The sequence below is a fragment of the Pseudomonas sp. GW822-FHT03F08 genome (genome assembly GCF_058801265.1).
Genome location: NZ_JBXANC010000010.1, coordinates 48,781 through 61,384 on the forward strand (window position 1 = coordinate 48,781; position 12,604 = coordinate 61,384).

The window sequence follows — 12,604 nt, forward strand, 5'->3', positions numbered from 1 at the left end:
CTGGTCAGCGAAAAGGCCGGCACGGACGCCACATATCTGGTCATGAACGCCACTTGTCTGCGACATGATGTCGTTTCATATGCCATCCAAAACCCGATGGGTTAGAATGCCCCCCTTTTCTGCCCCCGATCCTTGAGGACCGCCATGTTCAGCCGTGATTTGACTATTGCCAAGTACGACGCCGATCTTTTTGCCGCCATGGAGCAAGAAGCCCAGCGCCAGGAAGAACACATCGAGCTGATCGCTTCGGAGAACTACACCAGCCCAGCGGTGATGGAAGCTCAAGGCTCGGTTCTGACCAACAAGTACGCCGAAGGCTACCCGGGCAAGCGCTACTACGGTGGTTGCGAGTACGTCGACGTTGTTGAGCAACTGGCAATCGACCGCGCCAAAGAGCTGTTCGGCGCCGACTACGCCAACGTTCAGCCGCACGCCGGCTCGCAAGCCAACGCCGCTGTCTACCTGGCCCTGCTGTCGGCCGGTGACACCATCCTGGGCATGAGCCTGGCTCACGGCGGTCACCTGACCCACGGCGCCAGCGTTTCCTCCTCCGGCAAGCTGTACAACGCCATCCAGTACGGCATCGACGCCAACGGCCTGATCGACTACGACGAAGTCGAGCGTCTGGCGGTCGAGCACAAGCCGAAAATGATCGTGGCCGGTTTCTCTGCCTACTCGCAGATCCTGGACTTCCCGCGTTTCCGCGAAATCGCCGACAAGGTTGGCGCCTACCTGTTCGTCGACATGGCTCACGTGGCCGGTCTGGTCGCCGCTGGCGTCTACCCGAACCCGGTTCCGTTCGCTGACGTCGTGACCACCACCACCCACAAGACCCTGCGCGGTCCACGTGGTGGCCTGATCCTGGCTCGCGCCAACGCCGACATCGAGAAGAAGCTGAACTCCGCCGTATTCCCGGGCGCCCAGGGTGGCCCGCTGGAGCACGTGATCGCCGCCAAAGCGATCTGCTTCAAGGAAGCACTGCAGCCTGAGTTCAAGGCTTACCAGCAACAAGTGGTGAAAAACGCCCAGGCCATGGCCGGCGTGTTCATCGAGCGCGGTTTCGACGTGGTTTCCGGCGGTACTGAAAACCACCTGTTCCTGCTGTCGCTGATCAAGCAGGAAATCTCCGGTAAAGACGCCGACGCCGCTCTGGGCAAAGCGTTCATCACCGTGAACAAGAACTCCGTGCCAAACGACCCACGCTCCCCGTTCGTCACCTCCGGTCTGCGCTTCGGTACTCCGGCTGTGACCACTCGCGGCTTCAAAGAGGCTGAGTGCAAAGAACTGGCTGGCTGGATCTGCGACATCCTGGCTGACCTGAACAACGAAGCGGTGATCGACGCCGTTCGTGAGAAAGTCAAAGCCATCTGCAAGAAACTGCCGGTATACGGCGCTTAATTGCGACGCTAAAACCGCAGCATGAAAAACCGGCCAAGTGATTGGCCGGTTTTTTTTCGTCCGCAAAAAAGTTTCGAACGGCAAATGGCTCAAGGTCGGGGCATTGCGCCCAACTGGTCAGACCGGTCATGCCAATTCGTCATTTTTCACTTGCGATCCGTAAAAAACAGCGCCTAGACTGCACCCGCACTGGACATACCGGTAAGACCACAATAATTAAGTCCTGAATCTGATACGCCCCGCGTACGGCAGCCAGGACACCGACCAGGATTCCTCCCATGCTCAGATGGTGCTCGCGTTCAATCTTCCTCCAAGTGGTTCTCGGACTGATGCTCGGCATCGTCTGCGGGCTGACCCTTCCTGAATACTCGGCCCAGCTCAAACCGCTCGGCGACGGTTTCATCAAACTGATCAAGATGCTCATCGGCCTGATCGTGTTCTGCGTGGTGGTCAGCGGCATCAGCGGCGCCGGCGACCTGAAGAAGGTCGGGCGCATCGGCCTCAAGTCAGTGATCTACTTCGAAGTGCTGACCACCATCGCGCTGGTGATCGGTCTGGTGTTCGCGTTCAGCACCGGGATCGGCAGCGGCGCCAACATCCATCTGGAGCAACTGTCCGCCGCCGACATGGGCGACATCGCCGAACGCGGCCAGCACATGCACACCACCACTCAGTTCCTGATGGACCTGATCCCGACCTCGGTACTCGGCGCCTTTGCCGACAACAACATCCTGCAAGTGCTGTTGTTCTCGGTGCTGTTCGGCAGCGCGTTGAATCTGGTGGGCGAAGCCGCTTCCGGGATCTCGCGGCTGATCAACGAGCTGAGCCATGTGATCTTCCGCATCATGGGCATGATCGTGCGTCTGGCACCGATCGGCGTGTTCGGCGCCATCGCCTTCACCACCAGCAAATATGGCCTCGATTCCCTGCAACACCTGGGCAGCCTGGTCGGTTTGTTCTACCTGACCTGCATCGCCTTCGTCGCACTGATTCTCGGCCTGGTGATGCGCCTGTCCGGTCTGCGTATGTGGCCGCTGCTCAAGTACCTGCGCGAAGAACTGCTGATCGTCATGGGCACCGCCTCCTCCGACGCCGTGTTGCCGCAGATCATGCGCAAGCTGGAACATCTGGGCATCGGCAGTTCGACCGTCGGGCTGGTGATTCCCACCGGTTACTCGTTCAACCTCGATGGTTTTTCGATCTACCTGACCCTGGCCATTGTGTTCATCGCCAACGCCACCGGCACACCGCTGGCCATGACCGACCTGCTGACGATTTTGCTGGTGTCGCTGATTACCTCCAAAGGTGCCCACGGCATTCCGGGATCGGCGCTGGTGATTCTCGCCGCGACACTGACGGCCATCCCGGCGATTCCGGTGGTGGGTCTGGTGCTGGTGCTGGCGGTGGACTGGTTCATGGGCATCGGCCGGGCGCTGACCAACCTGATCGGCAACTGCGTCGCTACCGTAGCCATCGCCCGCTGGGAAAAGGATATCGATGTGCAACGGGCGAACAAGGTGCTCAACGGCGAGCAGGGCTATAACTTTCAGCCGAGAAAAACGGTCGCTCAAGCGGCGGCCAAAGAATTCTGAATGATCGCCGTGCCTGCGCACATGCAGGCACGGCTCATGGAGCGAACACGTGATTACTACATCCACCGTCGTCAACTCAGTGGTAGAAAAACTCCGGGCTGCCCTCGCCCGTGGCCAGTGGCGCTCCGGCGAGATGCTGCCGGGCCAGCGCGAACTGGCCGAGCAACTGGGCATCAGCCGCCCGAGCCTGCGCGAAGCGGTGATCGTGCTGGAAACCCTCGGTCTGGTGCGTTCGATGCCGGGCAAAGGTGTGGTGGTGCTCGACGCCCAGGCCAGTGACAGCCAAAGCCACGACAGCGCAGTGGCCGGCGCCAGCCTCGAAGACGTGCTGCAACTGCGCTACACCCTCGAACCGTTCATCGTCGGTCTGGTGGCGCAGTCGATCAGCAGCAAGGAAGTCGGGCAGTTGCGCCTGACCCTGATGGACATGCGCGAAGCCCTCGAAGCAGGTGACAGCGAGGCCGGCGTCAGCGCTTACATCGCGTTTCACGAAGAGCTGTTCACCCTGACCTCGAACCCGATTTTCCAGAGCGTGGTGCAACAGACCAGCAACGCCCTCAAGCAGAGCGCCGAAGTGCTGCGCAATTCGCCGGAGCACCTGGCCGAACGCCTTGAGGAAAACGAGGCCGTGGTGCGCGCGATCCGCAGCAAGAACAGCGCTCAGGCCAGTGCCGAAATGCGCCGGCACATCCTGCGTGAAGGCCAGCGCATGGGGATCGAGCTGAATATTCCGGATGACAATCTGAGTAACTGAAACGCCTCACACTGGAGACCGGCCATGAACAGTCTTGCCACGCCGTCGCATTCTCGCCAGACCTCGGCGGCCCTGCCCTTCTCCCGCCTGCAGACGCCGGTGGACGAGCTGTATCCGCGACTGTTCGACGCGATCCTCGAACAACGCCTCGATGCCGCCAGCCGCTTCACCGAAGAGAGCCTGAAGCAGATGTTCGGTGTCAGCCGCGCGGATGTGCGTCGGGCGCTGACCCAACTGTCCCACGAACAGATCATCGTGCTGCGGGCCAACCATCGGCCGCGCGTTGCCGCGCCGGATACCGAGCAGACACGTCAGGCGCTGCACGCCCGGCGCCTGGCCGAGAACACGCTGGTGCGGCTGGCTTGTCAGCACGCGCAGGCTGAAGATCTGAAACGTCTGCGCGCCTTGATCGAACGCGAGCGCCAGGCTGTGGATAAAGACCGACGCGGCGCGGCGATTCGCCTGTCCGGGGAGTTTCATTTGCAGTTGGCGAAAATGGCCGGGAATGCACCGTTGGCGCATTTTCTCGGCACGCTGGTGCCGCTGACCTCACTGGCGATTGCGCGTTGCACTGAAAGCACGCACAGCTGTTGCGGCTGGCAGGATCACGCCCGGATCGTCGAGGCGATCGAGCGTGATGACGCCGCCGAGGCCGTGTCGCTGATGAACCGTCATCTGGATCATCTGGAACAGACGATTCTCAGCGGTTCCACGCACTGAGACAGCGGCGGACTCAGTCCGCCGCCACCTTGGCAAACCCCGCCCGGATCTTCTCTTCCGGCAGATCATCGGCGATAAACACGATCACGCTTTCCCGTGCCTCGCCCTCGGCCCACTCGGTGTCCCAGTCGAAGCCGTAGAGTTTCAGCACGCCCTGGAACACCAACCGACGATCTTCGCCCGCAATGTTCAGCACGCCCTTATAACGCAGCAATTGCTTGCCGTGCTCTTCCAGCAATTCGTTCATGAACTCGCTGAGCTGATCGATATCCAGTGGCTGATCGGTACGCAACACCAGACTGGAAATCCGGTCGATGGACGGCGCCTTGCTGACCGGGCGCAGACTCACCCCGCCACCGAGATCGGCATTCAGGTTGAAGCCACGCACATCTAGCAATTCAGCCAGATCGATGTTGCCGTGTTCGACCACGCGAATCGGCGCACGGCGGTTGATACGGGTCAGGCGTTCGCTGAGTGCGGTGAACGCAGCCTCGTCCACCAGATCGGTCTTGCTCACCAGCAAGCGGTCGGCGAAACCGATCTGCGCCTGGGCGATGGTCTGGGTCAGGTGCAGCTCGGCGTGGGCCGCGTCGACGAGGGTAATGATGCCGTCGAGCAGATAGCGCTCACGCAGTTCTTCGTCGATGAAAAAGGTCTGTGCCACCGGGGCCGGATCGGCCAGGCCAGTGCACTCGATGACCAGCCGATCGAAGGCGATTTCGCCGCTGTCCAGTCGTTCGAGCAGCAGGTACAGGGCTTTGGTCAGGTCGGTGTGGATGGTGCAGCAGACGCAGCCGTTGGCCAGGGTCATGACTTGCACCGGCTCGTCGCCCAGCAATTGGGTGTCGATACCGGCGTCGCTGAATTCGTTTTCGATCACGGCGATTTTCAGGCCGTGCTCGGCTTTCAACAGATGGCGCAGCAAGGTGGTCTTGCCGGCGCCAAGGAAACCGCTGAGCACCGTGACCGGGATGGGAGAAGACAAACTCGATCTCCTTCAATTGCACACATAAAAATGGGAGCAGGCCGAAAGACCTGCTCCCACCTCACTTCTGGTGAACCGCGATCAGCGGCTCAACAGCACTTCGGCCCACCCTTGCCACCGTAACGGGCTTCCTGACGTTCGCGAAAGAACATCTCGTAGCTCATCACCGGTTTGTCCGGGTGTTTGGTTTGCATATGCTCGACGTACGTGTCGTAGTCGGGCATGCCGACCATCAGGCGCGCGGCCTGACCGAGGTATTTACCGAGGCGACTCAGGTCATTGAACATGGTGCAATCCTCTGGTTACGCGTCCGGCAGGGCCTGGAACGGCGATTCTTTATCCGTACGCTCTTTTTTGCCCCAGGCGGCGATGCCGACCTTGAGCGCATAGAACAGGATGCTGAATACCACGAACAGGAACAGCGCGGTCAGCGTTGCGTTGGTGTAAGCGTTGAAGATCACGTGCTGCATCTGCTCGACGCTCTTGGCCGGTGCGATCACCTGGCCTGCGGCCAGTGCATCGCTGTACTTCTTGGCCAGCGACAGGAAGCCGACAGCCGGGTTGGCGTCGAACAACTTGATGAAGCCTGCAGTCGTGGTGCAGATCAGCAGCCAGGCAGCCGGCAGCAGAGTGACCCAGATGTAGCGCTGACGCTTCATCTTGATCAGGACCACGGTGCCGAGCATCAGCGCGATACCGGCCAGCATCTGGTTGGAGATACCGAACAGCGGCCACAAGGTGTTGATGCCACCCAGCGGATCGATCACGCCCTGATACAGCAACCAGCCCCACATCGCCACACAACCGGCGGTGGCGATCAGGTTGGCGGTCCAGGATTCGGTACGCTTCAGCGCCGGCACGAAGGAGCCGAGCAGATCCTGCAGCATGAAGCGCCCGGCACGGGTGCCGGCGTCCACAGCGGTCAGGATGAACAGCGCTTCGAACAGGATCGCGAAGTGGTACCAGAACGCCATGGTGTTTTCACCCGGCAGGACACTGTGCAGGATCTGCGCGATACCGACCGCCAGGGTCGGTGCACCACCGGCACGGGCCAGGATGGTGGTTTCGCCGATGTCATGCGCCACGGCTTGCAGCGCCTCAGGCGTAATCGCAAAACCCCAGTTGCTGACAGCGGTTGCCACCGCCACCACATCACCGCCGACCACGGCAGCCGGGCTGTTCATGGCGAAGTACACGCCTGGCTCGATCACCGAAGCGGCAACCATGGCCATGATGGCCACGAACGATTCCATCAGCATGCCGCCGTAACCGATGTAGCGGGCGTTGGTTTCGTTATCCAGCAGTTTCGGCGTGGTGCCGGACGAGATCAGTGCGTGGAAGCCCGATACCGCACCGCAAGCGATGGTGATGAACAGGAACGGGAACAGACCGCCCTTCCACACCGGGCCGGTGCCGTCGACGAACTGGGTCAGGGCCGGCATTTTCAGCTCGGGCATGGTGACCAGAATGCCGATCGCCAGGGCGATGATGGTACCGATCTTGAGGAACGTGGACAGATAGTCACGTGGCGCGAGGATCAGCCAGACCGGCAACACAGCGGCAACGAAGCCGTAACCGATCAGCATCCAGGTGATTTGCACGCCGGTGAAGCTGAAGGCCTTGGCCCACACCGGGTCAGCGGCAATCTGCCCGCCCAGCCAGATCGAACCGAGCAGCAGCACCACGCCGATCACCGAGATCTCGCCGATGCGGCCCGGGCGGATGTAGCGCATGTAGATGCCCATGAACATCGCGATCGGGATGGTCGCCATCACGGTGAAGATGCCCCAAGGGCTCTCGGCCAAGGCTTTGACGACGATCAGCGCCAGCACCGCGAGGATGATGATCATGATCAGGAAGCAGCCGAACAGCGCGATGGTGCCGGGGATACGGCCCATTTCTTCACGCACCATGTCGCCCAGGGAGCGGCCGTTGCGACGGGTGGACATGAACAGGACCATGAAGTCCTGCACCGCGCCCGCCAGCACCACGCCGGCAATCAGCCACAGCGTGCCGGGCAGATAACCCATCTGCGCCGCCAGTACCGGACCGACCAGCGGCCCCGCGCCGGCGATGGCCGCGAAGTGGTGTCCGAAGAGAATGTGTTTGTTGGTCGGAACGTAGTCCAGACCGTCATTGTTGAGCACGGCGGGGGTGGCCCGGCGTGGATCGAGTTGCATCACATTGTTAGCGATGAACAGACTGTAGTAACGGTACGCAACCAGATAAATGGCCACGGCGGCGACCACGATCCACAAGGCGTTGATCGCCTCGCCTCGGCGCAATGCCACTACGCCCAGGGCGCACGCTCCTACGATTGCCAGCACTAGCCAGGGTAAGTGGCGCAGCAGGCTATTATTATTTTTCATTTTATTATTCCAGCCAGGGTGGACAAGAAAGACAGCCACCCCGAGTTTAGCGCTACTGGCGGCAAAGGCCATACCCCGACATTGGTCGGACGCCCTGCCTGACTGGCAACACTCGACGTGGCGGGTCTATAGTCAGCGAACCGTCCAGAGGATTGCGCCATGAGCGAGCACCCGTCCGAGCGTCGCCGCTTCAAACGTATCGCGTTCGATGCCAGAACCGAATTGAGCCAGGGTGAATACATCTGGCCGGTGAAGCTGATCGACCTGTCGCTCAAGGGATTGTTGATCGAGCGGCCGGAGCCGTGGCTGGGGGATGAAACGCAGGACTTCAACGTCGACATTCACCTGAGCGACGACACCGACATCCAGATGGATGTGCAACTGGCGCACGACGATCATGGCCAACTGGGTTTCCAGTGCCGGCACATCAGCCTGGAATCGATCCAGCGCCTGCGCCGCCTGATCGAGCTCAACCTCGGGGATGAGGCCGAGCTCGAACGAGAGCTTGGCGCGTTGATGGAGCTCTGATTACTCGAAGAGTGAATCCAGCGCCTGTTCCAGACGCGTCACTGCAATGATCTGCAAGCCTGGAGGCGCTTCCTTCGGCGCGTTGCCCTTGGGCACGATCGCGCGCTTGAAGCCGTGCTTGGCCGCTTCCTTCAAACGCTCCTGACCGCTCGGCACCGGACGTACCTCACCAGACAAACCGACTTCGCCGAACACCAGCAGATCGTGGGGCAACGGACGGTTGCGCAGACTCGACATGACGGCGGCCATCAACGCCAGGTCGGATGCGGTTTCCAGCACCTTCACCCCGCCGACCACGTTGAGGAACACGTCCTGATCGTGAGTCGGGATGCCGCCATGCCGGTGCAACACCGCCAACAGCATCGCCAGACGGTTCTGATCCAGGCCAAGGGTGACCCGACGCGGGTTGGCCAGATGACTGTCATCCACCAGCGCCTGGACTTCCACCAGCATCGGCCGGGTGCCTTCCCACGTTGCCATTACCACACTGCCCGGGACTTCTTCCTGAGCGCGGGTGAGAAAAATTGCCGAAGGGTTGGAGACTTCTTTCAGGCCCTTGTCGGTCATGCCGAACACACCCAACTCGTTGACCGCGCCGAAACGGTTTTTCACCGCCCGCAGCAGGCGCAACCGGCCATCGGACTCGCCTTCGAAATACAGCACAGTGTCGACCATGTGCTCCAGAACACGCGGGCCGGCCAATGCGCCTTCCTTGGTGACGTGGCCGACCAGGAAAATCGCCGTGCCACTTTGCTTGGCGTAACGCACCAGCAACGCCGCACTTTCGCGTACCTGGGACACGCCGCCCGGTGCCGATTGCAGTTGTTCGGTGAAAATCGTCTGGATCGAGTCGATCACCATCACCTTGGGTTTTTCCTGACGGGCGGTGGCGATGATGGTTTCGATGCAAGTTTCGGTCATGACCCGCAGTTGATCCTGCGGCAACCCAAGGCGACGTGCGCGCATCGCCACTTGTTGCTGGGATTCCTCACCGGTGACGTACAGCGCCGGCATGGTCTTGGCGAGGTTGCACAGGGTCTGCAACAGAATCGTCGACTTGCCGATACCGGGATCGCCGCCGATCAGCACCACCGAGCCGTCCACCAGACCGCCGCCGAGTACTCGATCCAGCTCACCGGAGGCTGTGGAAAAACGCGGAATCTCTTCGATGCTGACTTCGGCCAGGGTCTTGATCTGCGCCTGTTGCCCGGCCCAGCCGGTGCGCCCGCTCGGGGCGGCGGCACCACCGCTCTCGACCATGGTTTCGGTCAGGGTGTTCCACGCGCCGCATTCGCCGCACTGCCCGGCCCACTTGGGAAAGGTTGCGCCGCACTCGGTGCAGCCGTACATGCGCTTGGCCTTGGCCATCTGAACCCCCGGCAAAAACCGCGATGATAACGCAGCCGTCGCCGATCAGCGCGGTGCGGCGGTACGGATTTCCCCGCTGGCCAGACGCGCGGCGCTGTTGCCCAACGGATCTTGCGCGTTCAGATCGGCGCCCCTGGCCTTGAGGGCGTCGAGCAAGGCCTCACGCTTGAACAGCCCTGCGTACATCGCAGCAGTCTGACCCGCCCCGTTGCGTTGGTCCGGGTTGCAGTCGGTAGCCATCAATCGGCGGGCGATCTGCAATTCCCCTTTGAATATGGCCCCCATCAGGGCGGTGTTTCCGCGCTGATCCTGGGCACAGGCATTCGCCCCGGCAGCCAGCAACTTGTCCACCGCGTCACCTTCGCCGTGGTAGGCCGCGAGCATCAGCGCGGTGTAACCCTTGGCATCCCGGGTATCCAGGGAATAGCCCGCCTCGATGAAGGTGTCGAGTACGGCGATATCGCCCTCACGGGCGGCATTGAAGTAGTAGTCCTGCAATTGCGCCTTGAGCACATCAGGGTCCTGTTCGGCGGGTGCAGCCATGGTCGCGAACGACAGACAGCCCAGCAACAGCGAAAGATAGAACCGCATGAGTCACCTCCTTGAAGGGAAACGGAGCCCTTTCGGGCCCCGCGATCGTTCTTAGTCGACCAGTTTGGCCGCCAGGGCCTTGACCCGATCCAGGTCACCCTTGGCCACCTTGGTCACACCGGCGCCGTACTCCGGATCAGCCTTATAGAGGAAGGACAGGATGATGTGCTTGCTCTCGTCATCGGTGCTCGCCAGCGAACCGCCAAAGCTCTCGATCAGGTCCTGACGTTCCTTCTTGCTGAAGGATCGATACAGATCACCGGCCTGCTTGAAGTTCTGCTCGCGCTGGATTTTCGCCTGCTGAGTGCTGCCTTGCAGGGACGTCTGGCTGTACCGTGCGTCTTGTGGCTCCTCACGCGGGTGCAGGCGGCTCGGCTGGTAGTTCACGCCCGTATTGCTGGCGCCGAAGTTCATCGAGCCATCCTGATTACCATTGTTCACCGCAACTTTTGGAGCGTTGATGGGGAGTTGCAGGGCATTGGCACCCAGGCGATACATTTGAGTATCGGCATAAGAGAACACTCGGCCTTGTAACAAGCGATCTTCCGAAGGCTCGATACCGGGAACAATATTGGCCGGCGCCATGGCCACCTGTTCAGTTTCCTGGAAGACATTTGCCGGATTGCGGTTCAAGACCATTTGTCCAACTTTCCGTTCAGGAACATTGGGCCAGATCTTGGTTGCGTCCAGTGGATCGAAATCAAACTTGGACAAATCTTGCGGATTCAGGACCTGAACGTACAAGTCCCACTTCGGAAAATTGCCCTTGTTGATATTAGTTACCAAATCATTGGTCATGTGACTGTAGTCACGACCCTGAACTTTTGCGACTTGTTCAGGATCGAGGTTCTTGATCCCCTGCAAACTTTTCCAGTGAAACTTCACGTAGTGCACTTCACCCTTGTCGTTGACCAACTTGTAGGCGTGCACACCGTTGCCATCCATCTCCCGATAACTGGCGGGTGTCCCTGAGTTGGAATACAGCTCGGTCAATGTACGAGTGGCTTCCGGTACATGAGAGAAGAAGTCGAAACGGCGCGAGTCGTCGTCCAGGTTAGTGCGCGGATCAGGCTTGAAAGCATGCACCATGTCCGGGAACTTGATGGCGTCGCGGATGAAGAACGTCGGGAAGTTGTTACCGACCAGATCCCAGTTACCGTCAGCGGTGTAGAACTTGGTCGCGAAGCCCCGTGGGTCACGCAACGTCTCCGGAGAATGATTGCCATGAACCACAGCGGAGAAACGCACGAACACCGGTGTGACCTGGCCGGCAGCGAACACCTTGGCTTTGCTCAGGTCACTGAGATCGTTGGTGACGGTGAACGTGCCATGAGCACCGGTGCCACGGGCATGCACGACGCGCTCGGGAATACGCTCGCGGTCAAAGCGCTGCAGCTTCTGGATCAGTTGCACGTCCTGCAACAGCACCGGGCCATTGGCGCCGGCGGTTTGCGAGTTCTGGTTGTCGCCAACCGCGGCACCGTTATCCCGGGTCAGGGGCGCGGCGTTCACGGAAAAGGTCAGCAGGCCGGCGGCCAATACGCCAACGGTACGGCGAAGGGGCAATACCCCTGAACCAAGTGTGGAATTCATTTCAGGTTCCTCTGTTGTTTGAGGCGCATCCAGGTGCGCCAACCAGAGGCTAGAGAGTCATGACGGCGAACATAAATAGAAAATCCACACTCCTGCGATTGAGAAAAATAGCTTCTCGATCAGAGCCTTGCGGAGTAATTCGCGCGCGATTAGTGGCACTTTGCAAACTAATCGCGAATTGATGTGTCGATAAAAACGAGCATTGTAAGTAGGTGTTTCGCGCAGGACGCGTTTTGCTGATTTACACTGCGTACACCAAACTCATCTGTAACAAGGAAATAACTATGGGCGTGCTCAGCGAGTTCAAGGCCTTCGCGGTCAAAGGCAATGTGGTCGACATGGCCGTCGGTATCATCATCGGTGCGGCCTTCGGCAAAATCGTTTCGTCGTTTGTCGGGGACGTCATCATGCCGCCAATCGGCCTGCTGATCGGCGGGGTGGACTTCAGTGACCTGGCGATAACCCTGAAAGCCGCCGAGGGCAGCGCCCCTGCGGTCGTGATGGCCTACGGCAAGTTCATCCAGAGCATTCTGGACTTCATAATCGTCGCCTTCGCGATTTTCATGGGCGTCAAAGCCATCAACCGCCTGAAACGCGAAGAAGCCGTCGCTCCGACCTTGCCACCAGTGCCAACCAAGGAAGAAGAACTGCTGGGTGAGATCCGCGATCTGCTCAAGGCCCAGAACAATCGGTCCTGAACCCCATG

The 12,604-nt window shown here is 60.3% G+C and carries 12 protein-coding genes; 6 read left to right on the forward strand and 6 right to left on the reverse strand.

All coding sequences use genetic code 11. The annotated features are described in order from the left end of the window. The first annotated feature begins 144 nt into the window (after nt 1-144). The 4 genes from glyA to AC1RME_RS23595 all read left to right on the forward strand — a co-directional run bounded on the left by glyA (nt 145) and on the right by AC1RME_RS23595 (nt 4,464). Nucleotides 145-1,398, forward strand: a complete 1,254-nt coding sequence (glyA, locus tag AC1RME_RS23580) for a serine hydroxymethyltransferase (RefSeq protein WP_096820849.1) — start codon at nt 145-147, stop codon at nt 1,396-1,398. Between the two features lie 278 nt (nt 1,399-1,676). Next, nucleotides 1,677-2,990: a C4-dicarboxylate transporter DctA gene (locus AC1RME_RS23585; protein WP_096820848.1), complete on the forward strand. Its 1,314-nt coding sequence runs from the start codon at nt 1,677-1,679 to the stop codon at nt 2,988-2,990. Between the two features lie 49 nt (nt 2,991-3,039). Continuing rightward, nucleotides 3,040-3,744 (forward strand): FadR/GntR family transcriptional regulator, encoded by a 705-nt coding sequence (locus AC1RME_RS23590; RefSeq protein WP_096820847.1) that lies wholly within the window; start codon nt 3,040-3,042, stop codon nt 3,742-3,744. A 24-nt stretch (nt 3,745-3,768) separates the two neighbouring features. Then, nucleotides 3,769-4,464, forward strand: a complete 696-nt coding sequence (locus AC1RME_RS23595; protein ID WP_493091812.1) for a GntR family transcriptional regulator — start codon at nt 3,769-3,771, stop codon at nt 4,462-4,464. A gap of 13 nt (nt 4,465-4,477) precedes the next feature. Here AC1RME_RS23595 and yjiA read toward each other — a convergent pair whose 3' ends face one another. From yjiA to AC1RME_RS23610, 3 genes are all read right to left on the reverse strand, one after another. After that, nucleotides 4,478-5,449 (reverse strand): GTPase, encoded by a 972-nt coding sequence (gene yjiA, locus AC1RME_RS23600; protein ID WP_493073005.1) that lies wholly within the window; start codon nt 5,447-5,449, stop codon nt 4,478-4,480. Between the two features lie 89 nt (nt 5,450-5,538). Beyond that, complete coding sequence (locus tag AC1RME_RS23605; RefSeq protein ID WP_003228401.1) at nt 5,539-5,736, reverse strand: YbdD/YjiX family protein; 198 nt, start codon at nt 5,734-5,736, stop codon at nt 5,539-5,541. 15 nt (nt 5,737-5,751) lie between these two features. Further along, nucleotides 5,752-7,818, reverse strand: coding sequence for a carbon starvation CstA family protein (locus tag AC1RME_RS23610; protein WP_096820844.1), 2,067 nt, complete (start codon nt 7,816-7,818; stop codon nt 5,752-5,754). 159 nt (nt 7,819-7,977) lie between these two features. Between AC1RME_RS23610 and AC1RME_RS23615 the strand changes: the two genes are divergently transcribed. Beyond that, nucleotides 7,978-8,346, forward strand: a complete 369-nt coding sequence (locus AC1RME_RS23615) for a PilZ domain-containing protein (RefSeq protein WP_085712214.1) — start codon at nt 7,978-7,980, stop codon at nt 8,344-8,346. Here AC1RME_RS23615 and radA read toward each other — a convergent pair whose 3' ends face one another. The 3 genes from radA to AC1RME_RS23630 are packed head-to-tail and all read right to left on the reverse strand — an operon-like array spanning nt 8,347 to nt 11,898. Continuing rightward, entirely contained in the window at nt 8,347-9,714 is a 1,368-nt protein-coding gene (radA, locus tag AC1RME_RS23620; protein ID WP_039771749.1) for a DNA repair protein RadA, read from the reverse strand. It abuts the gene before it with no gap. Between the two features lie 45 nt (nt 9,715-9,759). Then, entirely contained in the window at nt 9,760-10,305 is a 546-nt protein-coding gene (locus AC1RME_RS23625; protein WP_096820843.1) for an ankyrin repeat domain-containing protein, read from the reverse strand. 51 nt (nt 10,306-10,356) lie between these two features. Then, nucleotides 10,357-11,898, reverse strand: a complete 1,542-nt coding sequence (locus AC1RME_RS23630) for a catalase (RefSeq protein ID WP_493091813.1) — start codon at nt 11,896-11,898, stop codon at nt 10,357-10,359. A 284-nt stretch (nt 11,899-12,182) separates the two neighbouring features. Between AC1RME_RS23630 and mscL the strand changes: the two genes are divergently transcribed. After that, nucleotides 12,183-12,596, forward strand: coding sequence for a large-conductance mechanosensitive channel protein MscL (gene mscL / locus AC1RME_RS23635; protein WP_102621112.1), 414 nt, complete (start codon nt 12,183-12,185; stop codon nt 12,594-12,596). The last annotated feature ends 8 nt before the right edge of the window (nt 12,597-12,604 follow it).

Coding starts and splice junctions, on each gene's coding strand:
- AC1RME_RS23595 (WP_493091812.1), top strand. CDS start 3,769: ATGAACAGTCTTGCCACGCCGTCGCATTCTCGCCAGACCTCGGCGGCC.
- AC1RME_RS23585 (WP_096820848.1), top strand. CDS start 1,677: ATGCTCAGATGGTGCTCGCGTTCAATCTTCCTCCAAGTGGTTCTCGGA.
- AC1RME_RS23615 (WP_085712214.1), top strand. CDS start 7,978: ATGAGCGAGCACCCGTCCGAGCGTCGCCGCTTCAAACGTATCGCGTTC.
- AC1RME_RS23625 (WP_096820843.1), bottom strand. CDS start 10,305: ATGCGGTTCTATCTTTCGCTGTTGCTGGGCTGTCTGTCGTTCGCGACC.
- AC1RME_RS23610 (WP_096820844.1), bottom strand. CDS start 7,818: ATGAAAAATAATAATAGCCTGCTGCGCCACTTACCCTGGCTAGTGCTG.
- AC1RME_RS23605 (WP_003228401.1), bottom strand. CDS start 5,736: ATGTTCAATGACCTGAGTCGCCTCGGTAAATACCTCGGTCAGGCCGCG.
- AC1RME_RS23630 (WP_493091813.1), bottom strand. CDS start 11,898: ATGAATTCCACACTTGGTTCAGGGGTATTGCCCCTTCGCCGTACCGTT.
- glyA (WP_096820849.1), top strand. CDS start 145: ATGTTCAGCCGTGATTTGACTATTGCCAAGTACGACGCCGATCTTTTT.
- radA (WP_039771749.1), bottom strand. CDS start 9,714: ATGGCCAAGGCCAAGCGCATGTACGGCTGCACCGAGTGCGGCGCAACC.
- mscL (WP_102621112.1), top strand. CDS start 12,183: ATGGGCGTGCTCAGCGAGTTCAAGGCCTTCGCGGTCAAAGGCAATGTG.